Here is a 20,420-nt window from a genome sequence, read left to right as displayed (position 1 = left end):
CCGACCGACCGGTAACCTGACGGCACCATGCTCAACCGTTACGCCCGGGCGGCGATCACCACATTCTTCACGCCACTGGCGAAACTGCTGCTGCGGCTGGGCATCTCTCCCGACGTCGTCACCATCGTCGGCACGCTGGGCGTGTGCTTCGGCGCGCTCGCCTTTTACCCCCGCGGCAGCTTCTTCTGGGGCACGGTCGTGATCACCCTGTTCATCTTCTCCGACACCCTCGACGGCAACATGGCCAGGATGTCGGGCCGCTCCAGCGTGTGGGGCGCCTACCTCGACTCGACACTGGACCGCGTCGGTGACGCAGCCATCTTCGGCGCCCTGGTGCTCTGGTATGCCGGTGACGGCGACAACCTCGTCATGGCCGGTCTCGCCCTCGCCTGCCTCATCCTCGGCATGGTCGTCTCCTACTCCAAGGCCCGCGCCGAGGGCCTGGGTATGACGGCCAACGTCGGCATCGCCGAACGCTCCGAACGCTTGGTCGCAGTGCTGGTCACCACCGGACTGGTCGGGATCCCGTGGCTGCACCTGCCCACGGCGGTGCTCGGAGTGGTCCTGGCGCTGCTGGCGATCGCCAGCCTGGTCACCGTGCTGCAGCGGATGCTGACCGTGCGCAGCCAGGCGCTGGGCGGAGCCGGGGAACTGCCGAAGTGACCCTGCGGGACCGCGCGGAGGGCGTGGCCTATCGCGCCGCCTGGCGGCTGGTCCAGCGCCTACCCGAGCGCGCCGCCTACGGCGCCTTCGACCGCGTCGCCCGGACCATGCACCGGCGCAACGGTCGCTCGGTGCAGCGCATGCGCGACAACTACGCGCTGGTCCGCCCGGAATTGGACCAGGCCCGGCTGGATGCGCTGGTGGCGCAAGGCGTTGCGTCCTACCTGCGTTATTGGTGCGACGCCTTCCGGCTCCCGCGGGAGACCCCCGCGACACTCGACGCGCGGATCCGGCTGACCGGACACGACGCCGCGGCCCGGGCCATCGTCGAGCGCGGCGAGCCGCTGATCCTCTTCCTCGGGCACCTGGGCAACTGGGACCACTGCGGCGCCTGGGCGACCCACCACTTCGCGCCGGTGACCACGGTCGCCGAACGGCTCGAGCCGGCGTCCGTCTTCGACGCGTTCGTCGACTTCCGGGAGTCCCTCGGCATGCGGATCCTGCCGCTGACCGGTGGCGACAACGCCTACCCGCAGCTGCGGCAGGCCGTCGCCCGTGGTGGATTCGTGCCGTTGCTGGCCGACCGCGATCTCACCCGCAGTGGCGTCGAGGTCACTCTGTGCGGACACCGCACCCGGGCGGCCGCCGGGCCGGCCCGGCTGGCGCTGGAGACCGGTGCCGCGCTCTTCCCGCTGGCGATCACCTATGAGCCGATCCAGGGGCGGTCGGCGCACCGGGTGGTCGCCCGCTTCGGCGCCCGGGTGACGGTGCCTGCCGACGGCTCGGATGCCGAGCGGGTGCGCGCGATGACGCAACAGTGCGTCGACGACCTCGGGGAGACGATCAGGGCGCGGACCCAGGATTGGCACATGATGCAGAAGGCCTTCGTCACCCCGCGGGACCCGCGATGAGGATCGGCATGGTCAGCCCCTACGCGTTCAACGTGCCCGGGGGCGTGCAGTTCCACGTGCGCGACCTGGCCGAGCACCTGTTGTCCCAGGGGCACGACGTGCGGGTGCTCGCCCCCGCCGACGAGGACGCCGACCTGCCCGACTACGTGGACCCGGCGGGCCGAGCCGTGCCGGTGCCCTACAACGGGTCGGTCGCCCGGTTGCTCTTCGGCCCGGTCACCGCAGCACGGGTCGGCCGCTGGATCGACCGCGGCGGCTTCGACGTGCTGCACGTCCACGAACCCTTCGCCCCGAGCGTCTCCATGCTGGCGATGATGGCCGCCGACGGCGCGGTGGTGGGCACGTTCCACTCCAGCACGATGCGCTCGCGGGTGCTGCTGACCCTGATGCCGTTGCTGGAGGCTCAGCTGGAGAAGTTGAGCGGCCGCATCGCAGTGTCGCCGGAGGCGCTGCGGACCATCCACCGGCACGAGGGCGCCGCCGACGCGCTGATCATCCCCAACGGGGTGTATGTCGATCGGTTCGCCGGCGCCCCGCTCGTGCCGCGCTGGCGGGGGAGTGACGACCGTCCCACGATCGCCTTCTTGGGCCGGCTCGAGGAGCCGCGCAAGGGTCTGTCGGTGCTGCTCGAGGCGATGCCGCGGCTGCTGGATGCGCGTCCCGGCCTACGGCTGCTGGTCGCCGGTCCGGGTGACCCCGGAGAGGCGCTGCGCCATACGACGACCAGGGTGCGAGCGGCCACCGAGTTCCTCGGCATGGTCAGCGAGCCGGACAAGGCCTCGCTGCTGCGGTCGGTCGATGCGTATGTCGCGCCCAACACCGGTGCGGAGAGCTTCGGCATCATCCTGGTGGAGGCGATGAGCGCGGGAGCTCCCGTGGTCGCCAGTGACCTGCCGTCCTTCACCGATGTGCTGGCCGACGGCGCCGCCGGTGCCATGTTCCGCACCGGCGACCCGGACGCCCTGGCCGGGACCGTGGTGCGGCTGCTCGGTGACCCGGGCGAGCGTGCCGCGTTGTCGGCAGGCGGCGCGCTGCGGGCGCGCGACTTCGACTGGCCGAGAGTGTCGGCGGACCTGATGGATGTCTACGAGACCTGTCGTGCGGCGCGGCCCGGCGGTGTGCGAGCGGCGTCCACCGGGCGTGCCAAACGAGTGCTGCGGGGGCGTGACTGATGCGGATCCTGGCGTGGATCGCGCTGGTGGTCGCTATCGGTGCGCTGGTCGCCTGGTACCTGTCCTACACCGCGGCCCGGCTCGACCGGCTGCACACCAAGGTCGAAGGGTCGGTGTCCTCGCTGGACGCGCAGCTGGTGCGGCGTGCCGAAGTGGTGCGCGAGGTCGCCGGCTCGGGGGTGCTCGATCCGGCCAGCGCCGCACTGCTGGCCGATGCGGCCAGCGCATCCCTGGACGCGGCCGACGTGGTCGCACTGCACGACAAGGTGCGCGCCGACGGGATCGGGGCACAGCGCGCCGGCACCGAGACCATGCTGACCGAGGTGCTGCGCGCCACGCTGACCGCCGACGTGATCGCCGAGCTGCGCGACGAGAACGCCGGCTGGCCGGAAGTCGTCGAACGACTGCGCTCGGCAGGACAGCGCGTGGAAATCGCGCGGCGCTTCCACAACGAGGCCGTCCGGGACGTATGCCGCCTGCGACGCCGGCCGCAGGTGCGCTATCTCGGGCTGGCCGGGCACACCCCCTTGCCGTCGCCGGTGGAGTTCGACGATCGACTGCCCGACGGCATCTGACGCACCATCGCTGGCCGGTAGTCGCCGTGGCCTGAACCTGCCATGGCGACTTGTATGGCATGAAGCTGCCGAATCCGGCGGTACGCTGGGCGAAACATCCACCCCGCGACGAGGAGACCCAGAAGTGACTGCACAGGCCGAGACCCGGACCGGGACCGCGCGGGTCAAGCGCGGTATGGCGGAGATGCTCAAGGGCGGCGTCATCATGGATGTCGTCACCCCGGAGCAGGCGAAGATCGCCGAGGACGCCGGCGCGGTCGCGGTCATGGCGCTGGAGCGGGTGCCCGCCGACATCCGCGCGCAGGGCGGCGTCTCCCGGATGAGTGATCCGGACATGATCGACGGCATCATCGAGGCCGTCTCCATCCCGGTGATGGCCAAGGCCCGGATCGGTCACTTCGTCGAGGCGCAGGTGCTGCAGAGCCTCGGTGTCGACTACGTCGACGAGTCCGAGGTGCTCACCCCGGCCGACTACGCCCACCACATCGACAAGTGGGAGTTCACCGTCCCCTTCGTCTGCGGTGCGACCAACCTGGGCGAGGCGCTGCGCCGCATCACCGAGGGCGCGGCGATGATCCGCTCCAAGGGTGAGGCCGGCACCGGTGACGTCTCCAACGCCACGACGCACATGCGGCAGATCCGCCAGGAGATCCGCCGCCTGCAGAACCTGCCGGAAGACGAGTTGTATGTCGCCGCAAAGGAATTGCAGGCGCCATACGAGCTGGTCAAGGAGGTCGCGGCGGCCGGCAAGCTCCCGGTCGTGCTCTTCACCGCCGGTGGTATCGCCACCCCGGCCGACGCCGCGATGATGATGCAGTTGGGCGCCGAGGGCGTCTTCGTCGGCTCCGGCATCTTCAAGTCCGGCGACCCGGCCAAGCGCGCCGAGGCGATCGTGAAGGCGACCACCTTCTACGACGACCCCGACGTGATCGCGAAGATCTCGCGTGGCTTGGGCGAGGCGATGGTCGGGATCAACGTCGAGGAGATCCCCGAGCCGCACCGGCTCGCCGAGCGCGGTTGGTGACCTGACTTGCCGAGAGGCACACTCACGCATTGAGGGGCATACCGACAAGGTATGCCCCTCAATGCGTTGCGCTGCCTCTCGGTGGCTACTTGATCAGCGGCGCCAACGCCTCGCCAAGCAACTGCACCCGGCCCGGGATGTGCCCATTGGCAGGGGCATTCACGGTCACTCCGTCGATGCCGGTCGCCAGGACCTCGGTGTATGCCGCAGCCACCTCGTCCGGCGACCCCACGATCGCCGAACCGGCGCGCTCTCGAGCAGCGGGGTTGCGTTCGAGATAGGCGTCGAGGTCACGTTGCGCTTCCTCGTGTGTCGGCGCAATGCACGCCGTCGTCTGGTAGCTGACGGTGACCTCAGATCGGTCCCTGCCCAGCCGTTCGCAGTGCTCGTCCAGCGCCTTGAGCTTGGTGGGAATCTCCTCGCGGGCACAGATGATGTTGGACTCGTCGGCATACTGGGCGGCCATCCGCAGGGTCTTGCGCACGCCGCCGCCACCGATCATCACCGGCACGCGGCTGAGGGGAGCGGGGGAGTTGACCGCGTCCTTCACCCGGTAGCGCTTGCCGTCCAGCGTCGGCCGCTCGCCACGAAGCATCGGCAGGATGATCTGCAGCGACTCCTCGAGCCGCTCGAACCTATCCGTGAATGTATCGAATTCGTAGCCGAGAGAGTCATGTTCGAGTTCGTACCAGCCGGCGCCGATGCCGAGCTGGGCGCGGCCGCCGGAGACGACGTCGAGTGCGGTGATCTCCTTGGCGAGCAGGGTGGGGTTGCGGTAGGTGTTGCCGGTGACCAGCGCCGACAGCCGGACACGCTCGGTGTGCTGGGCGAGTGCCGCCAGCAGGACATAGCACTCGAGCATCGGTTCGTCGGGCTCGCCGAGCCCGGGGAGTTGGTAGAAGTGGTCCATCACCAGCACGGTGTCGAAGCCACTGGCGTCGGCCTCTTCGGCCTGCTGGACCACGGTCGGGAACAGCTGGCCGGGGGAGACGTCGGGGTAGGTGAAGTTGGGGATCTGGTAGCCCAGTTTCGTCATACCGATCGACGCTACTCCTGGTTGTGACCGGATCGGTCCTCACGCGGCAGGATCATCAGGTGGATCGGTAGGTCGGTGCCGGGATGCCACGGCGCCTGGGTCGTTTCAATGATGCGCCAGCCGCGGCTGAGGTACAGCTCGATCGGGATCCGGTGCGCGGCGACGACGTCGAGCACCGGATATCCCTCGGCCAGCGCGGCGTCGGTGGCGGTCGCCAGCAGACGTGACCCGATGCCTTGGCCGGATCGGCTGATGTCGGCGAAGAACACTGACACGCATCGCAGTTCGTCCACTGTGACGTTGTGTGCCTGCGCCCACGAGCGACCGATCGGATCGTCACGGACGCTCTCGAGCGCCACATGCCCGACGAGCTCGCCGTCGAGCTCGGCGACCCACGCACGAAGCTCCGTGGGCCTCTTCAAGAACTCCCCGATCGGCCTGGGGAACGGCCAGACGAACGGGTAGCGCGTCTGGGCTTGCTGTCGTCCCAGCAGTTCGGCGAGACCGGACAGGTCGTCGTCCTGCCGTTGCCGTATGACGAGATCCACATCCGCACCGTAGCCGGACGCCGCGGAGCACCCGCAGCGGGTCAACCCGCGAGGGGAGCGACCGGGCGTTGGCCGGCGCGAGCGCGGCGTACACGTTTCCCCGGGCCGTTGCGCAGCAACTGCCGCAACCGCGTCTTGTCGTAGGTCGACGCAGGTGTCGACGCCATGAAGTCGCGGACGAATCGCACGAAGTCATCCGGGTGATCCCGGTGCGGGAAGTGGCCGCTGTCCTCGATGATTTCAATGCGCGCCCCGGGGGCGAGCGCGTCCACGTTGCGGGCCTGGGCGGAGGGGATGATGGCGTCATCGGCTCCCCAGATCACCGCGAGCGGCATCGACTCGGTGAGGTAGGCCCGATCCGTCATCGTCACGATCTGGCCCTTCCGGTCGACCACCGCGCGCAGGACGTGGTGCACGGCGGCCCGCGCCTGCCGGTCGCGGAACGAGTCGTAGATCGATGCGAACTCCTCGATGTCCTGGGTGCCGGGCAGGTGGACCGCGTGCGCGAGACGCAGTCCGGCGAGGCCGGCGTGGCGCACGCCCGGCAGCGTCAACGCACCCATCAGCTGCTCGAACCCGGGCACGGTCGCCATTCGGATGATCGGACTCACGTCCGGTCCCAGGCCACCGGGGGCGACGAGGACGAGGCGCTCGGTCAGCTCGGGGAACTGGTAGGCGAACTGCATGGCGACCCCACCGCCGAAGCTGTGCCCGACGACCGTGGCCCGCTCGATCTTTAGGATCGACAGCAGGTCTCGCATCCCGTTGGCGTAACCGCCGAGCGTGTAGTCGGCGCGCGGTTTGGCGGACTGTCCGTGGCCGAGCAGATCGGGCGCGATGACCGTGTAGTCCTTCGCCAGTGGAGCGATCACGCGGTTCCAGGTGGAGTGGTCGCAGGCGACTCCGTGCAGCAGCAGGAGGGCAGGGCCGGAGCCGACCTTGACGAATGCCCGGCGGTGGCCGTGGACATCGACGAATCGGACTCGGCGGGAACCACTCATGAACGGGGAGTCAATCATGTGCGGACGCTCCGGGGTACGAATCGGTAACTTCGTGTCTGCTTCGTTGTCATACGCTCGGGCCCGTGGGGCGGGACGACGAGAAGACGGCTGCGGCACGAAGTCCGGCCCTCACCCGAGGTCGAATCCTCGAGGTGGCGGGTGACCTCGTCCGCGGGGAGGGCGCGCCCGCGCTCAGCATGCGGACCCTGGGCGCTCGGCTGGGTGTGACGCCGATGGCGATCTATCGGCATTACGCAGGCCGCGACGAATTGTTGGTCGCACTCCTGGACGAGGAGTTCGCGCAGGTCACCTGGCCGGAGCTGCCTACACCGGGCGCCGAACGTGCTCTGGAAGTGCTGCTGCTGCTGCACGGAGAGCTTGTCCGGCGGCCGTGGGTGCTGGACGCGCTGACCCGTGGCGACCTGATGGCCCCGTCGGCCGCGACCGCCACGGACGACGTGTTGGGTTCGCTGTTGGCAGCCGGCTGCTCGCCGGAGCAGGCGGCACATCGGTACTCGACAGCGTGGCGTTTGATCCTCGGTGCCGCGCAACTCGACGCGCGCAGCGCCGAGGCCGAACAGGGGCTTCGGCGACCGACCGTGCAGGAGAGTGTGCGTCGCGATGCCGCGGACAACGGCTTGGCGGCGCTGGCGGAGTGCGGTCCGGCGCTGGCCGAGCAGCGAGCGAACTTCGGCATACGCGGCGCGCTGGTCTTGATCGTGTATGGCGCCGAACAGTAGCGTGTACGCGTAAACATCGGCACCAAGGAGCACTCATGCCGCAGACGTCGATCTTCGAGGCCGCCGGTGGTGCGGACGGTATGACGCGCATCGCCGCTGCCTGGCACCGGCGTGCGATGGCCGACCCGGTTGTGGCGCACGCCTTCCATGGCGGCGCGAAACCGGACCATGTCGAGCGGCTGGCGGCATACCTGGGTGAGGCGCTCGGCGGACCCGCGCGCTACACCGAGACGTATGGCGAGCATGCCGACGTCGTCCGCATGCACAGCGGCGACGGTGAGCACGACGAGATGAACGAGCGCGCCGTCGAGTGCTTCGCGGCTGCATTGCGGGACGCCGGCATCGACGCGAGTCTCGAAACGTACCAGGCAGTTCTGGACTACTGGAGCTGGGCGACCTGGCACCCGATGAACAGTTACAACCGGTCTGCGGATGACGTGCCGACCGACCTGCCGATGCCGCACTGGAGCTGGGATGCACGCGTCACCTATGGATCGGAGACGCAGTGATCACGCCATACCTCACGGTTGCGGACGCGCGGGCGGCGATCGACTGGTACCGCAGCGCATTCGGCGCGCGTGTCTCCGTCGAGCCGATCGTCATGGATGACGGGCGGATCGGCCATGTCGAGCTCACCATTGGTAAGGACAGCCGATTCATGCTGTCCGACGAGTTCGAGGGTGCCGGTGTCGTGGCGCCGGATCCCGCGCGACGTAATTCCGTCTCCCTGCACGTCGAGACGACCGCCGTGGACGTCGTTGTCCGGCAGGCGAAGGCCGTCGGTGCGCAGATCGATCGGGAGCCTGCTGACACGCCGCACGGTCGTATTGCGGTGCTGCACGATCCTTTCGGTCACCGCTGGATGTTCAACCAACAGAACGACGATCCGGAGCGTCCGACCGGACCGGCTCTCGCCCGGGCCCTGACCGCCAATCTGCCGGTGCCCGACCTGGACCGCATCGACGGTTTCTGGGGTGAGTTTCTCGGCCTCACCGACGAAGGCTTCAACCTCGGGTGGGTCGCGCATCGCAGTGCGCCGCAGTCCGGCGCGTGCGTGCAGTTGGTGACCCGGGATGCCACCGCACCGGTCGACTCGGCGGTCTCGGTGCATGTCGCCGATGTCGACGCCGCGTATGCCGAGGCACAGCGTCGCGGCTACCGGATCGTGCACCCGCTGACGCGCGAGGAGTGGGGCGTGCGTCGCTTCTTCGTGCAGGCGCCCGATGGCACCGTGGTCAACATGGTCAGCCACGCCGATTGAGTCGCGATAAGGCCTCGGCCTACTCGACCAGCATGGGCTCAGAGGCGTTCGCGCAGCCAGGCGATGTCGGCCTTGTGCTCGTCGGCGCCACCGGGAGTTTCACAGATCACCGGTGCGTCCGCAGCACGCACGACGGAAGCCAATTCGTCCGGATCTATCTGTCCCGCACCGAAATTGGCGTGCCGGTCGGCCCCGGAGTCGAAGGCGTCACGACTGTCGTTGCCGTGGACCAGGTCGATCCGGCCGGTGATCTCATGGATGCGTTCGGCCGCTTCGGCAAGCGCGATGCCGCCCGCCCAGGCGTGACAGGTATCCAGGCAGAAGCCGACCTGCTCGTGGCCGTCGGCGTGCGTGATGGCTTCCCACACCGCGGCGATCCGGTCCAGGTGACGAGCCATCGCGTTGTCGCCGCCCGCGGTGTTCTCGATGAGCAGCGGGATCTTGCAGTCGGTGGCCTCGATCGCTTTGCGCCAGTTGTCGAAACCCTTCGCCGGGTCGTCCGAGGCGTTGACGTGCCCGCCGTGCACGATGAGCCCGGCCGCGCCGATCTCGGCTGCCGCATCCATGTGCTGCTGCAGCAGTTTGCGGCTCGGAATGCGGATCCGGTTGTTCAACGTGGCGACGTTGATGATGTACGGCGCGTGCACGAAGACCGTGACGCCGGCAGCCTCCGCGTCGGCGCGCAGCTTCGTCGCGCCACCGTCATACGCGATCACCGGACCCTTGTAGCTCTGCGGATCGCCGAGGAAGAACTGCACGACGTCGGTGCCGCGTGCGGCGGCCTCCGCGATCGGGTCCTGCTGGTCCACGTGTGCGCCGATGGAGATCGTCATACCGACCAGCCTACGAAGCTGGTCGGACATCGCGCCCGGGCCGGTCGAGCGGCCGCCCGAGCAGCAGATCCGGATACCCCCTCCGTTTTCGCCGCGGGGAGGCGTAGCGTTGACGTCGTGACGGATTCGACCACTGCGACACCTGCACCCACCATCACGACCGTCGGCGCACTGCGCGCCTCCGGGCACCGGCAGCGCGGCATCCGGGAGGAGCTGCGTGACAACCTGCTGGCGAAGCTCGCAGCCGGCGAAGACCCGTGGCCCGGCATCCAGGGCTTCGAATTCACCGTGCTGCCGCAGCTGGAACGTGCGCTGCTCGCGGGGCACGACATCGTGCTGCTCGGCGAGCGCGGACAGGGCAAGACCCGCGTGCTGCGCACCCTGGTCGGCCTGCTGGACGAGTGGACCCCGGTGATAGCCGGCTCCGAGTTGGGCGAGCACCCGTACGAACCCATCACGCCCGCATCCCGGCGGCGTGCGACCGAGCTCGGCGACGACCTGCCGATCGCCTGGCGGCACCGAGATGAGCGGTATGCCGAGAAGCTCGCCACCCCGGACACCTCCGTCGGCGACCTGGTGGGCGACATCGATCCGATGAAGGTGGCCGAGGGCCGCAGCCTGGGCGACCCGGAGACGATCCACTTCGGTCTCATCCCGCGCGCCCACCGTGGCATCGTGGCCATCAACGAACTGCCCGACCTGGCCGAGCGCATCCAGGTCGCCATGCTCAACGTCATGGAGGAACGCGACATCCAGGTGCGCGGCTACACGCTGCGACTGCCGCTGGACGTGCTGGTGGTCGCCAGCGCCAACCCGGAGGACTACACCAACCGCGGCCGCATCATCACCCCGCTGAAGGACCGCTTCGGCGCCCAAGTCCGCACCCACTACCCGCTCGAGGTCGAGGGCGAGATCGCCGTCATCGAGCAGGAGGCGCATCTGGTGGCGGGGGTTCCGGCATACCTGATCGAGATCCTGGCGCGATTCACCCGCGCACTGCGGGAGTCGAGCGCGGTTGACCAACGCTCAGGTGTGTCAGCGCGATTCGCGATCGCGGCGGCCGAGACGGTGGCTGCGGCGGCACTGCACCGGGCGACCGTCCAAGGCGAGCGCGAGGCGGTCGCGCGCGTCATCGACCTGGAGACCGCCGTCGACGTGCTGGCCGGCAAGGTGGAGTTCGAGTCCGGGCACGAGGGCCGGGAGGAGGCGATCCTCGAGCACCTGCTGCGCACCGCGACCGCCGAGACCGCCCGTAGCCGGCTTCGCGGCATCGACCTCGGACTCCTGGTGCGAGCCCTGGAGCACGGCGCACGCGTCACCACCGGCGAACAGGTCAGCGCCGCAGAAGTGCTCGGCGGGCTCCCGGTGCTGGGGGAGTCCGACCTCTACGACCGGATCGCCGAGCGACTCGACGCCACGACGCCCGGCGCACGCGCCGGGGCCGTCGAACTCGCCCTCGAGGGGCTCTACCTGGCCAAGCAGGTGAGCAAGGACTCCGACGACGAGGGCAACGCCGTCTACGGCGAGAGCGAGCAGGGATGACGACGCGCGCAACCCCCTTCCGGCGACCGCGCAGGACTAGCGTCTGAAGGATGTTCACCCACACTGCATCGAAACGCTCCCTGCGCCTTGCCGGGGTCCTGACCGCGGCGTGCGCCACCGCCGCACTCGCCGCCCCGACCGCGTCCGCTGCATCGGCGCACTATCCCGCGCACCACCAGAATTACTCGTGGTCGCCACGTCCGACCGGCGTGCAGGAGCAGTTCCGTGGCCTGGCCGCCGTCAACGCACGCGTTGCGTGGGTCAGCGGCGAGCAGGGCAGCGTCCTGCGCACGACCGACGGCGGACACAGCTGGACAGACGTGTCGCCGGCCGTCGCGAAGGCGGACGGACTGGCACTGCGCGACATCGAGGCGTGGGACAGCCGGCATGCCGAAGCGCTGTCGATCGGGGAAGGCGGCGACTCGCGGATCTTCCGCACGGACGACGGCGGACAGACCTGGCAGCAGGTCTTCACCAACACCGATCCCGCCGCGTTCTACGACTGTATGGCGTTCAGCTCACGAGGGATCGGCCTGGCGATGAGCGACCCGGTGGACGGCTACTTCCGGATCGCGCGCACGACGGACGGCGGGAAGTCGTGGAAGGTGCTGCCCACCCAGGGAATGCCTCCGGCCTTCGCGAACGAGTTCGGTTTCGCCGCATCCGGCACCTGCCTGGTCTCGGCACAGGACACGCGCGGTGCCCGACCGGGCGAGTTCTGGTTCGCGACCGGCGGACAGTCCCCGCGGGTCTTCCACACGACCAACGCAGGCACCAGCTGGACCGCGGAGACGACGCCCGTGCGCGCGGGGGACGCAGCTGGCATCTACAGCATCGCGTTCAAGCACCACGGCACAGGCGTCGCGGTCGGCGGTGACTACACCGCGCCGACCGATGGCACTGACGCCGCTGCGACCCAGCACGGCACGTCGCCGTGGAAGGCAAGCCGCACTGCGCTGGGCGGCTACCGCTCCGGCGTGGCCTACGTGCCGGGCCGCGGCAATGTGGTGATCGCGGTGGGTCCGACCGGCAGCGACGTGAGTCGCGACGGTGGGCGCACGTGGACGACGTTCGACGGCACCGACTACGACGGGATCCACTGCGCCACCGACGGCGCGTGCTGGGCGTCCGGCCCGGACGGAGCCGTCGCGAAACTGATGACCCCGCGGCACACCCACGGCCAGGAATAGCGCATGGAGGCGTATCTCGTTGACACGTAAGCACACTCACCGCTCACGCTATGGCCGGTATGCCGGCGGGCCCGACCCGCTGGCGCCACCGGTCGATCTGGCCGAGGCGCTCGACGCGATCGGCGAGGACGTCATGGCCGGCTACAGCCCCGAGCACGCGATGCGGGAGTTCCTGCGGCGCGGCGGGCGGCAGCAGCGTGGGCTGGACGATCTGGCCCGGCAGGTCGCGGAGAAGCGCCGCGAGTTGCTGGCCAAGCACAACCTGGACGGCACGTTCGCCGAGATCAAGCAGCTGCTGGACGACGCGGTGCTCGCCGAGCGCAAGCAGCTGGCGCGCGACCTGGACGACGACGCGCGGTTCGCGGAGATGCGCATCGAGAACCTCCCACCCTCTACTGCTGCCGCCGTCAACGAACTCGCCGACTATCCCTGGCGCAGCAGCGAAGCTCGCGAGAAGTACGACCAGATCAAGGATCTGCTCGGCCGGGAGATGCTCGACCAGCGGTTCGCCGGGATGAAGCAGGCACTGGAGGGGGCGACCGATCAGGACCGGCAGCAGATCAGCGACATGCTGCGCGACCTGAACGACCTGCTCGAGGCCCACGCCCGCGGCGACGACAGCGATCAGCAGTTCGCCGACTTCATGGCGAAGCACGGTGACTTCTTCCCGGAGAACCCGCAGAACATCGACGAGCTGCTCGACTCCCTCGCGCAGCGCGCCGCCGCCGCTCAGCGGATGCTCAACTCGATGACGCCCGAGCAACGCCAAGAGCTCATGGAGCTGTCGCAGCAGGCGTTCGGTTCGCCGGAGCTGATGCAGCAGCTGGCGCACCTGGACGGCAACCTGCAGGCGCTGCGGCCGGGGGAGGACTGGTCCGGTTCGGAGCAGTTCGGCGGCGAGCAGGGGATGGGCCTCGGCGACGGCACCGGCGTCATACAGGATCTGGCGCAGTTGGACGATCTGTCCGAGCAGTTGTCGCAGCAGTATGCCGGCGCTCAGCTGGACGACCTGGATCTGGACGCGCTCGCCAGGCAGCTGGGCGACGCGGCGGCGGCCGACGCCCGCACCCTTGCCGCACTGGAGCACGCGTGGCGCGAACGCGGTTATCTGACAAAGGATTCCACCGGCGAGCTGAAGCTGTCGCCACGCGCGATGCGTGAACTCGGCCGCACCCTGCTCAAGGACGTGGCGACCCGGCTCAGCGGCCGGTCCGGCTCACGGGACGCGCGCCGAGCGGGTATGGCGGGGGAGCCGACCGGCGCCGCCCGGGAGTGGCAGTTCGGTGACACCGAGCCCTGGGACGTGACCCGGACGCTGACCAATGCCGCGTTGCGCAGGGCCGGTGGCGACGACACCCGAATGCTGACCATCGCCGACGTGGAGGTGCAGGAGACCGAGGCCCGGACCCAGGCCGCGGTCGCCCTGCTGGTCGACACGTCCTTCTCGATGGCCATGGACGGGCGCTGGGTGCCGATGAAGCGCACCGCACTCGCCCTGCACCACCTGATCCAGACCCGCTTCCGCGGTGATTCGTTGCAGCTCATCGGTTTCGGGCGGCATGCCCGGTCGATGGACATCGACACCCTCACCGCGCTGTCGGCCGAATGGGACCCGCGCACCACCCAGCATCACGCACGGATGCTGGCCACCCACCACTTCCGGCGACACCCGAACGCCCAGCCGGTCCTGCTCATCGTCACCGACGGCGAGCCGACGGCGCACCTCGAACCGGACGGCGAGGCGTGGTTCAGCTATCCGCCGCACCCGCTGACGATCGCCTACAGCGTGCGCGAGCTCGACACCGCGGTGCGGCTCGGCGCGCAGACGACGATCTTCCGGCTCGGCGAGGACCCCGGCCTCGCCCAGTTCGTCGACCAACTCGCCCGACGCGCCGACGGCCGGGTCGTCGCACCCGAACTCGACGAGCTGGGTGCAGCGGTGGTCGGCGGCTACCTGGGCGGACGCGGCGGTCGGCCCACGTACGGCGCCTTCGGCGACTGGGGTCTGCGCGGCGGCTGGGTCGGCTGATTCGCCGGCCGCGCCCAGCCGGCACACCGCTGCCTCCGGGCTGCGAATCAGGTTCTCATCAGCCTTCATTCGATGCATTGACGCGCTCATATCGGCGGGTGTCTATTGCATAGGCCGGCCGATCGGCCAGCGCTCGATCTCCTCCACGTATCGGTGAGGTGTCTTGATGAAACAACCCACGTCGCGCACCACAATTGTCGCGATCGCAACAGCAGGAACTCTGGCGGCAGGCATGGGCCTCGCCTCCGCCGGCGCCGCCACGGCAGCGTCCGGCCCCAGACATCAGCTGCAAGCCCGACCGACCTGGCTGGGCAAGGCGCACGCCAAGGGCGCGCTGCCCAGTGGGCAGACCCTGAGTTTCAGCATGCTGCTCGGCATGCGCAACCAGTCGGGAGCGGACGCCATGGTCCGCGCCCTCAGCGACCCGTCCAGCCCCAAGTACGGAAAATGGTTGAGCCTCAAGCAGTTCGACGCGGCATACGGCCCCCGCGAGGCCGACATCACCGCCGTGACCTCCTGGGCCAGGTCGCACGGCCTGCACGTCTCCTCGGTCGCGCCGAGCGGGATGCTGGTCAACGTCAGCGGTTCGACCAGCACGGTCAACCGGGTCTTCGCCACCACCATGGCGTCCTACTCGTTCCTGGGTGTCACCGTCCGGGCGAACACCACCGCGCTGACCTTCCCGAGCGACACCCCCGCCGCCGTGCTGACTGCCGTGCAGGGTGTGGTCGGCCTGGACACCGGCGCCACGGTCAAAAAGCCGGCGGCCACGCTGCCCGGCCCGCCACCGGGCGGCCGCTACGGTGTCCAGCCGTGCTCGTCCTACTACGGCCAGAAGACCGCGGCCGACCAGCCCGCGGCATACGGCAAGAAGTGGCCGTACGCCGTCTGCGGCTACACCCCCAAGCAGCTGGAGAGCGCCTACGGCGTCGACCAGCAGCTCAAGCACGGCTACTCGGGCAAGGGCCAGACGGTCGTCATCACCGACGCGTTCGCGGCGCCGACGATCGCGGCGGACCTGCGCAAATACAACGCGAAATACGGCCTGCCGCAGTTCAAGAAGGGCCAGTTCAGCCAGCAGACCCCCGGGCCGGACGGGTACGACCTGGTGAGCGAGTGCGGCGGCAACGGCTGGTACGGCGAGGAGACCCTCGATGTCGAGGCGGTGCACTCGATGGCGCCGGGCGCCAAGATCGTCTATGCCGGCGCCCCGGACTGTGCCTCCGGGCTGGACAACACCTGGGCCGCGGCGATCGACAACCACACCGGCGACATCATCACCAACTCGTGGGGCGACGGCGTCGACACCGTCGCCGACCTGGGGCAGTCCTACATCGACTTCTACCAGCAGTACTCCACCGAGGCGGCCCTGCGCGGGATCACGGTGAACTTCTCCACCGGCGACGACGGCGACCAAACCTCCGGCGGCACCGACCTGGGCGCCAAGAGCCTGAGTTTCCCCTCGGACCTGCCCTACGTGACCGGCGTCGGCGGCACCAGCCTCGATGTCGACAGGAAGGGTGCCTGGACCGGTGAATGGGGCTGGCAGAACGCCTATGCGCAACTGTCGCCGGACGGAACCTCCTGGGTGTCACCTCCCGGGAAGTACTCGTCCGGCGGTGGCGGCGGCACCAGCCAGCTGTTCGCGCAGCCGTGGTACCAGAACGGCATCGTCCCCACCGCGGTGGCCGACTACTACGGCAGCACACCGATGCGGGCGACACCGGACATCTCGACCGTCGGTGATCCGAACACCGGCCTGGTGGTCGGCGAAACGCAACAGTTCCCGGACGGAACCTATTGGGACACCTACCGGATCGGCGGAACCAGCCTGTCCTCGCCGGTGATGGCGGGCATCGTCGCAGTGGCCGGTTCCCGGGCTCATCGGACACTGGGGTTCGTCAACCCGCTGTACTACTCGCTGCTGGACAGCCGGGCACTGCACGACCTGAAGGCACCGACGCAGCCGCTGTCACAGGTCCGCACCGACTACGTCAACGGGCTGGACCGATCCGGCGGTCTGCACTTCGAGTTGCAGCGCATCGACGTGCAGAGCTCGACGCTGCACGACACCCGCGGCTGGGACAGCGAGACGGGCGTCGGTTCGCCGGCCGCCGCGTTCTTCCGGATGGCAGCACGCCGGTAGAGGTCGGCCGTTCGGAGGTGGCAGCGCGTCACACGCGCGCTGCCGCCTCCGCCTCGGCGTCGGACGCGATCTGCTCGTCCGTGGCGTCCGGCACGTGGCGCAACGTGCCCGGCCACCAGATCTTCGGGCCGATGTCGAGGGTCAACGCGGTGACCAGCACTGCGCGCACCACGATGGTGTCCAGCAGGACACCGAGGGCCACGGCGAAGCCGATCTCGGCGAACGCGACCAGCGGCAGGGTTCCGAGGACCGCGAACGTCGAGGCGAGCACGAGACCGGCCGAGGTGATCACCCCGCCGGTCGCCGACAGGCCGACGATCGCGCCGCGTCGGGTGCCGTGCTGACGCGCCTCCTCACGGACGCGGGTCATCAGGAAGATGTTGTAGTCGATCCCCAGCGCGACGAGGAAGACGAAGACGAACAACGGCAGTGACGGGTCGGTGCCGGCGAACCCGAAGACGAAATGGAACACCAGCGACGACAGGCCGAGCGCCGCGCCGAACGACAGGATCACCGTCAGGATCAGCAGCACCGGAGCGACGAGCGCCCGCAGCAGCACCGCCAGAACGGCCAACACCACCAGCAGTGTCAGCGGGATGATCACCCTGCTGTCGTGATCGGTGGCGTGCTGCACGTCATACGTCGTGGCGGTGTTGCCGCCGACGAGCGGGTCCGCGCGGGGTATGCCGTGCACGATGCCCCTGACCTGCGCGATCTGATCGAACGCCTCGGCGCTGTACGGATCGCCGGAGATGGAGGTCTGCAGCAGGGTGCGGTCGCCCCGGACGATCGGCTTCGCCGCCGGTGCGAAGCCCGCGGCCGACAATCGCTGCGTCACCGCGTCCGATCGGGCAGAGTCGACCAGCACATAGACCGGGTCGGACGCGTTGGATCGGTAGTGACTCTGCAGGATCTTGCTGGCGGTCACCGAGTCCGGGTTGCCGGTGAAGCTCTGGGTCGTCGACAGGCTGTGCGAGTGGAGCTGGGTCAGTCCGGCGGTGCACAGCAGCAGGACGCCGACGGTGACGAGCCACACGGTGCGCGGGCGCGGGCGAATGAATCCACCGACCCGGGACCACAGACCGCTCTGCGTCGGCTCCGCGCTCCCGTAGGTGGGACGTCGTGGCCAGAACACCCATCGGCCGACGGTCACCAGCAGCGCCGGCAGGAGCGTCAGCATCGCGAGCAGCGCGAAGACGATGCCGAGCGCGGCAACGGGTCCCAGCCCCTTCGTCGAGTTCATCTGCGCCGCGAGCAGGCACAGCATGCCGAGGATGACGGTGCTGCCACTGGCCAGGATGGCCGGCCCCGACCGATGGAGCGCGAATGCCATTGCCTCATGCCGGTCCTCGTGCCGGCGCAGCTCCTCGCGATAGCGCGCCACGAGCAACAGGGCATAGTCCGTGCCGGCCCCGATGACCAGCACGGTGAGGATCCCGTAGCTCTGGCCGTTGACGGTCAGCCCGGTGTGGTCGACCAGCAGGTAGATGAACGCCTGTGCGGCCGTGAGCGCCACGCCGGCGCTGAGGATCGGCAGCACCCACAGCACCGGGCTCCGGTAGGTCAGCAGCAGGATCAGGATGACGACGCCGAGCGTGCCGAACAGCAGCGTGCCGTCGATGCCCGAGAAGGCGTCGGCCTGGTCGGCGCCGAAACCGACCGGTCCGCCGAGATGCACGCCCATGCCGTGTGCCCCCTCAGTTGCGGTGGCACGGATCTGGTCGGCCGTCTTGGGCAGGTCGTTCCAGCCGGACTTCGGGTCGATGTGCAACGGGATCAGCGTTTGCAGGGTCGTCCCGTCCTCGGACGGGATCGGACCGACGACCGGGCCGGCCACGTGCGGTGTGTTCTTGTATGCCGCGGCGTCGGCGGCCGCCTTCGCGCGGTCGGCCGCGGTCAGTCCGCCGTCCCGGTGATAGACGACGATGGCCGGGATGCTGTTGCGGTCCACGAAGGCGCCCAACTGGTCGTAGGCCTTGGTGGACTCGGCACTGGCCGGTAGCCATGACGAGGTCTGGTTGTCCTGCGCGCCGGACAGTTTGCCGGCCAGCGGGCCGAGCGCGACGAGCGCAACGACCCAGATGACGAGGACTGCGTATTTGCTGCGGCGGCCGCACACCAGTGCCGCGAGTCGACGATCCATCCGATGACCCCTCCGTCAGATGTGGATGCGCGGCAGATACTTAGCTTTCCTCACTGTCGCGATATATCGTGATTTTACGGGATGACGCCCATGACGTGCAGGTATTTCTTTGTGGGACGCTGGCAGCGTGAAGTCACTCATCGGCGTGCTCGCCGTGCAAGGCGATGTCCGCGAGCATGCTCGTTCTCTCGAATCCGTCGGAGCCGCAACGCGATTGGTTCGCCGGCCGGAGGAGCTGGAGGGCCTCGACGGGATCGTGCTCCCCGGTGGGGAGTCGACCACGATGGACAAACTGCTGCGCGCCTTCGAGCTGCGGGACCCACTGCGGGAGCGGTTGACGGCGGGCCTGCCGGCATACGGCTCGTGCGCCGGGATGATCCTGCTGGCCGACCGCGTGCTGGACGCGACGGCCGGCCAGCAGACGCTCGGCGGCCTGGATGTCACGGTGCGGCGCAACGCCTTCGGGCGGCAGGTCGACTCGTTCGAGGAGGACCTCGAGATGCCGCAGATCGTCGGGGAGTCGGCGCCGCCGGTGCGGGCGGTGTTCATCCGGGCTCCCTGGGTGGAGGCGGTCGGCCCGCAGGTGCAGGTGCTCGGCACCGTGACGACCGGCCCGGCGGCCGGGCGGATCGTCGCCGTGCGCCAGGGCAATGTGCTCGCCACGTCGTTCCACCCGGAGGTCACCGGCGACCACCGGATCCACGAATACTTCCTGCGTATGGCGCACCAGCGGCGCGGCGATAACATTGCCGGTCGAGACACCAGCACGTTCTAGCCAGAAGAGGGATGTATGTCAGGTCACTCCAAGTGGGCGACAACCAAGCACAAGAAGGCTGCGATCGATGCCAAGCGCGGCAAGCTGTTCGCCAAGCTGATCAAGAACATCGAGGTTGCGGCGCGCTCCGGTGGCGGTGACCCGGCAGGCAATCCGACGCTCTTCGACGCCATCCAGAAGGCCAAGAAGTCCAGCGTCCCCAACGACAACATCGATCGCGCGGTCAAGCGCGGCTCCGGTGCCGAGGCCGGTGGCGCCGACTACCTGGCGCTGACCTACGAGGGCTACGCGCCCGGTGGGGTCGCCCTGCTCATCGAGTGCCTGACCGACAACAAGAACCGCGCCGTGGCCGAGGTGCGCACCGCGCTGTCGAAGAACGGCGGCTCGATGGGCGAGTCCGGCTCGGTCGCGTTCCTCTTCAACCGCAAGGGCGTCGTGATCGTCCCCAAGAAGCAGCCGGAGGGCGAGGCCACCGAGGACGGGCTGCTCGAGGTGGTGCTCGACTCGGGTGCCGAAGAGGTCAACGACCTGGGCGAGTCCTTCGAGATCGTCTCGGAGGCCACCGATCTGGTCGCCGTCCGCGAGTCGCTGCAGGGCGCCGGCATCGACTACGACTCGGCCGACTCCTCCTTCCTGCCGACCACCGAGGTGCCGCTGGACAAGGACGGCGCCCAGAAGATGTTCCGCATCATCGAGGCGCTGGAGGACAGCGACGATGTGCAGAACGTCTACGCCAACGGCGACGTCTCGGACGAGGTGCTCGCGGAGCTCGAGGCCGAGGACTGATCCCGTCGGTTCGCCGACGCGCCGCCGCAGCCTTCGCCGGTATGC

Annotated in this window: 19 protein-coding genes; 14 read left to right on the top strand and 5 right to left on the bottom strand. The window is 69.1% G+C overall.

Annotated elements, in window-relative coordinates:
• The first annotated feature begins 27 nt into the window (after positions 1-27).
• From pgsA to pdxS, 5 genes are all read left to right on the top strand, one after another.
• On the top strand, positions 28-663 hold the full coding sequence (pgsA, locus tag ACTHL4_RS10005) for a phosphatidylinositol phosphate synthase (protein ID WP_440282612.1): 636 nt from the start codon (positions 28-30) through the stop codon (positions 661-663).
• Positions 660-1,574 (top strand): phosphatidylinositol mannoside acyltransferase, encoded by a 915-nt coding sequence (locus ACTHL4_RS10000; protein ID WP_440282611.1) that lies wholly within the window; start codon positions 660-662, stop codon positions 1,572-1,574. The genes pgsA and ACTHL4_RS10000 overlap by 4 nt, the downstream gene beginning before the upstream one ends.
• Positions 1,575-1,582: 8 nt before the next feature.
• Positions 1,583-2,746 carry a glycosyltransferase family 4 protein gene (locus ACTHL4_RS09995; protein WP_440282610.1) on the top strand — a complete coding sequence of 388 codons (1,164 nt, stop codon included), beginning with the start codon at positions 1,583-1,585 and terminating at the stop codon, positions 2,744-2,746.
• Positions 2,746-3,321, top strand: coding sequence for a hypothetical protein (locus ACTHL4_RS09990; protein WP_440282609.1), 576 nt, complete (start codon positions 2,746-2,748; stop codon positions 3,319-3,321). The genes ACTHL4_RS09995 and ACTHL4_RS09990 overlap by 1 nt, the downstream gene beginning before the upstream one ends.
• Before the next feature lie 124 nt (positions 3,322-3,445).
• Positions 3,446-4,345 carry a pyridoxal 5'-phosphate synthase lyase subunit PdxS gene (pdxS, locus tag ACTHL4_RS09985; RefSeq protein ID WP_440282608.1) on the top strand — a complete coding sequence of 300 codons (900 nt, stop codon included), beginning with the start codon at positions 3,446-3,448 and terminating at the stop codon, positions 4,343-4,345.
• Between the two features lie 85 nt (positions 4,346-4,430).
• On the opposite strand, the gene ACTHL4_RS09980 is transcribed toward pdxS, so the two are convergent.
• The 3 genes from ACTHL4_RS09980 to ACTHL4_RS09970 are packed head-to-tail and all read right to left on the bottom strand — an operon-like array spanning position 4,431 to position 6,930.
• Positions 4,431-5,381: an LLM class F420-dependent oxidoreductase gene (locus tag ACTHL4_RS09980; protein WP_440282607.1), complete on the bottom strand. Its 951-nt coding sequence runs from the start codon at positions 5,379-5,381 to the stop codon at positions 4,431-4,433.
• 11 nt (positions 5,382-5,392) lie between these two features.
• Positions 5,393-5,929, bottom strand: coding sequence for a GNAT family N-acetyltransferase (locus tag ACTHL4_RS09975; RefSeq protein ID WP_440282606.1), 537 nt, complete (start codon positions 5,927-5,929; stop codon positions 5,393-5,395).
• 41 nt (positions 5,930-5,970) lie between these two features.
• Positions 5,971-6,930, bottom strand: a complete 960-nt coding sequence (locus tag ACTHL4_RS09970; protein WP_440282605.1) for an alpha/beta fold hydrolase — start codon at positions 6,928-6,930, stop codon at positions 5,971-5,973.
• An 83-nt stretch (positions 6,931-7,013) separates the two neighbouring features.
• On the opposite strand from ACTHL4_RS09970, the gene ACTHL4_RS09965 reads away from it, so the two are divergent.
• From ACTHL4_RS09965 to ACTHL4_RS09955, 3 genes are read left to right on the top strand one after another with little or no spacing between them, the layout of a single operon-like run.
• Positions 7,014-7,670 carry a TetR/AcrR family transcriptional regulator gene (locus ACTHL4_RS09965; RefSeq protein ID WP_440282604.1) on the top strand — a complete coding sequence of 219 codons (657 nt, stop codon included), beginning with the start codon at positions 7,014-7,016 and terminating at the stop codon, positions 7,668-7,670.
• 35 nt (positions 7,671-7,705) lie between these two features.
• Positions 7,706-8,179, top strand: a complete 474-nt coding sequence (locus tag ACTHL4_RS09960; RefSeq protein ID WP_440282603.1) for a globin domain-containing protein — start codon at positions 7,706-7,708, stop codon at positions 8,177-8,179.
• Positions 8,176-8,931: a VOC family protein gene (locus ACTHL4_RS09955; protein WP_440282602.1), complete on the top strand. Its 756-nt coding sequence runs from the start codon at positions 8,176-8,178 to the stop codon at positions 8,929-8,931. Before ACTHL4_RS09960 ends, ACTHL4_RS09955 begins: the two co-directional genes overlap by 4 nt.
• Positions 8,932-8,969: 38 nt before the next feature.
• On the opposite strand, the gene ACTHL4_RS09950 is transcribed toward ACTHL4_RS09955, so the two are convergent.
• Positions 8,970-9,764, bottom strand: a complete 795-nt coding sequence (locus ACTHL4_RS09950) for a deoxyribonuclease IV (RefSeq protein ID WP_440282601.1) — start codon at positions 9,762-9,764, stop codon at positions 8,970-8,972.
• Positions 9,765-9,881: 117 nt separating this feature from the next.
• Here ACTHL4_RS09950 and ACTHL4_RS09945 point away from each other — a divergent pair, with 117 nt between their 5' ends.
• The 4 genes from ACTHL4_RS09945 (at position 9,882) to ACTHL4_RS09930 (ending at position 16,671) form a co-directional block, all read left to right on the top strand.
• Complete coding sequence (locus ACTHL4_RS09945) at positions 9,882-11,306, top strand: sigma 54-interacting transcriptional regulator (protein WP_440282600.1); 1,425 nt, start codon at positions 9,882-9,884, stop codon at positions 11,304-11,306.
• A gap of 50 nt (positions 11,307-11,356) precedes the next feature.
• Positions 11,357-12,496, top strand: coding sequence for a WD40/YVTN/BNR-like repeat-containing protein (locus ACTHL4_RS09940; RefSeq protein WP_440282599.1), 1,140 nt, complete (start codon positions 11,357-11,359; stop codon positions 12,494-12,496).
• Between the two features lie 19 nt (positions 12,497-12,515).
• Positions 12,516-14,525, top strand: coding sequence for a hypothetical protein (locus ACTHL4_RS09935; protein ID WP_440282598.1), 2,010 nt, complete (start codon positions 12,516-12,518; stop codon positions 14,523-14,525).
• 166 nt (positions 14,526-14,691) lie between these two features.
• Complete coding sequence (locus ACTHL4_RS09930; RefSeq protein WP_440282597.1) at positions 14,692-16,671, top strand: S53 family peptidase; 1,980 nt, start codon at positions 14,692-14,694, stop codon at positions 16,669-16,671.
• Positions 16,672-16,699: 28 nt separating this feature from the next.
• On the opposite strand, the gene ACTHL4_RS09925 is transcribed toward ACTHL4_RS09930, so the two are convergent.
• Positions 16,700-18,814: an MMPL family transporter gene (locus ACTHL4_RS09925; protein WP_440282596.1), complete on the bottom strand. Its 2,115-nt coding sequence runs from the start codon at positions 18,812-18,814 to the stop codon at positions 16,700-16,702.
• A gap of 127 nt (positions 18,815-18,941) precedes the next feature.
• Here ACTHL4_RS09925 and pdxT point away from each other — a divergent pair, with 127 nt between their 5' ends.
• Positions 18,942-19,589 carry a pyridoxal 5'-phosphate synthase glutaminase subunit PdxT gene (pdxT, locus tag ACTHL4_RS09920; protein WP_440282595.1) on the top strand — a complete coding sequence of 216 codons (648 nt, stop codon included), beginning with the start codon at positions 18,942-18,944 and terminating at the stop codon, positions 19,587-19,589.
• A 15-nt stretch (positions 19,590-19,604) separates the two neighbouring features.
• A complete protein-coding gene (locus ACTHL4_RS09915) occupies positions 19,605-20,375 on the top strand; it encodes a YebC/PmpR family DNA-binding transcriptional regulator (protein ID WP_440282594.1) in 771 nt (256 codons plus the stop codon).
• Positions 20,376-20,420 lie beyond the last annotated feature (45 nt).

Source organism: Flexivirga sp. (assembly GCF_051955415.1).
GTDB lineage: Bacteria > Actinomycetota > Actinomycetes > Actinomycetales > Dermatophilaceae > Flexivirga.
The sequence above is the reverse complement of the archived record's forward strand: the minus strand, read 5'-3'. Positions and strand labels throughout refer to the sequence as shown.

What these genes read in the sequence shown, in the direction of transcription:
- ACTHL4_RS09960 (WP_440282603.1), top strand. Translation starts at nt 7,706, where the DNA reads ATGCCGCAGACGTCGATCTTCGAGGCCGCCGGTGGTGCGGACGGTATG.
- ACTHL4_RS09940 (WP_440282599.1), top strand. Translation starts at nt 11,357, where the DNA reads ATGTTCACCCACACTGCATCGAAACGCTCCCTGCGCCTTGCCGGGGTC.
- ACTHL4_RS09925 (WP_440282596.1), bottom strand. Translation starts at nt 18,814, where the DNA reads ATGGATCGTCGACTCGCGGCACTGGTGTGCGGCCGCCGCAGCAAATAC.
- ACTHL4_RS09950 (WP_440282601.1), bottom strand. Translation starts at nt 9,764, where the DNA reads ATGACGATCTCCATCGGCGCACACGTGGACCAGCAGGACCCGATCGCG.
- ACTHL4_RS09980 (WP_440282607.1), bottom strand. Translation starts at nt 5,381, where the DNA reads ATGACGAAACTGGGCTACCAGATCCCCAACTTCACCTACCCCGACGTC.
- ACTHL4_RS09990 (WP_440282609.1), top strand. Translation starts at nt 2,746, where the DNA reads ATGCGGATCCTGGCGTGGATCGCGCTGGTGGTCGCTATCGGTGCGCTG.
- ACTHL4_RS09930 (WP_440282597.1), top strand. Translation starts at nt 14,692, where the DNA reads ATGAAACAACCCACGTCGCGCACCACAATTGTCGCGATCGCAACAGCA.
- ACTHL4_RS09970 (WP_440282605.1), bottom strand. Translation starts at nt 6,930, where the DNA reads ATGAGTGGTTCCCGCCGAGTCCGATTCGTCGATGTCCACGGCCACCGC.
- ACTHL4_RS09995 (WP_440282610.1), top strand. Translation starts at nt 1,583, where the DNA reads ATGGTCAGCCCCTACGCGTTCAACGTGCCCGGGGGCGTGCAGTTCCAC.
- pgsA (WP_440282612.1), top strand. Translation starts at nt 28, where the DNA reads ATGCTCAACCGTTACGCCCGGGCGGCGATCACCACATTCTTCACGCCA.
- ACTHL4_RS09915 (WP_440282594.1), top strand. Translation starts at nt 19,605, where the DNA reads ATGTCAGGTCACTCCAAGTGGGCGACAACCAAGCACAAGAAGGCTGCG.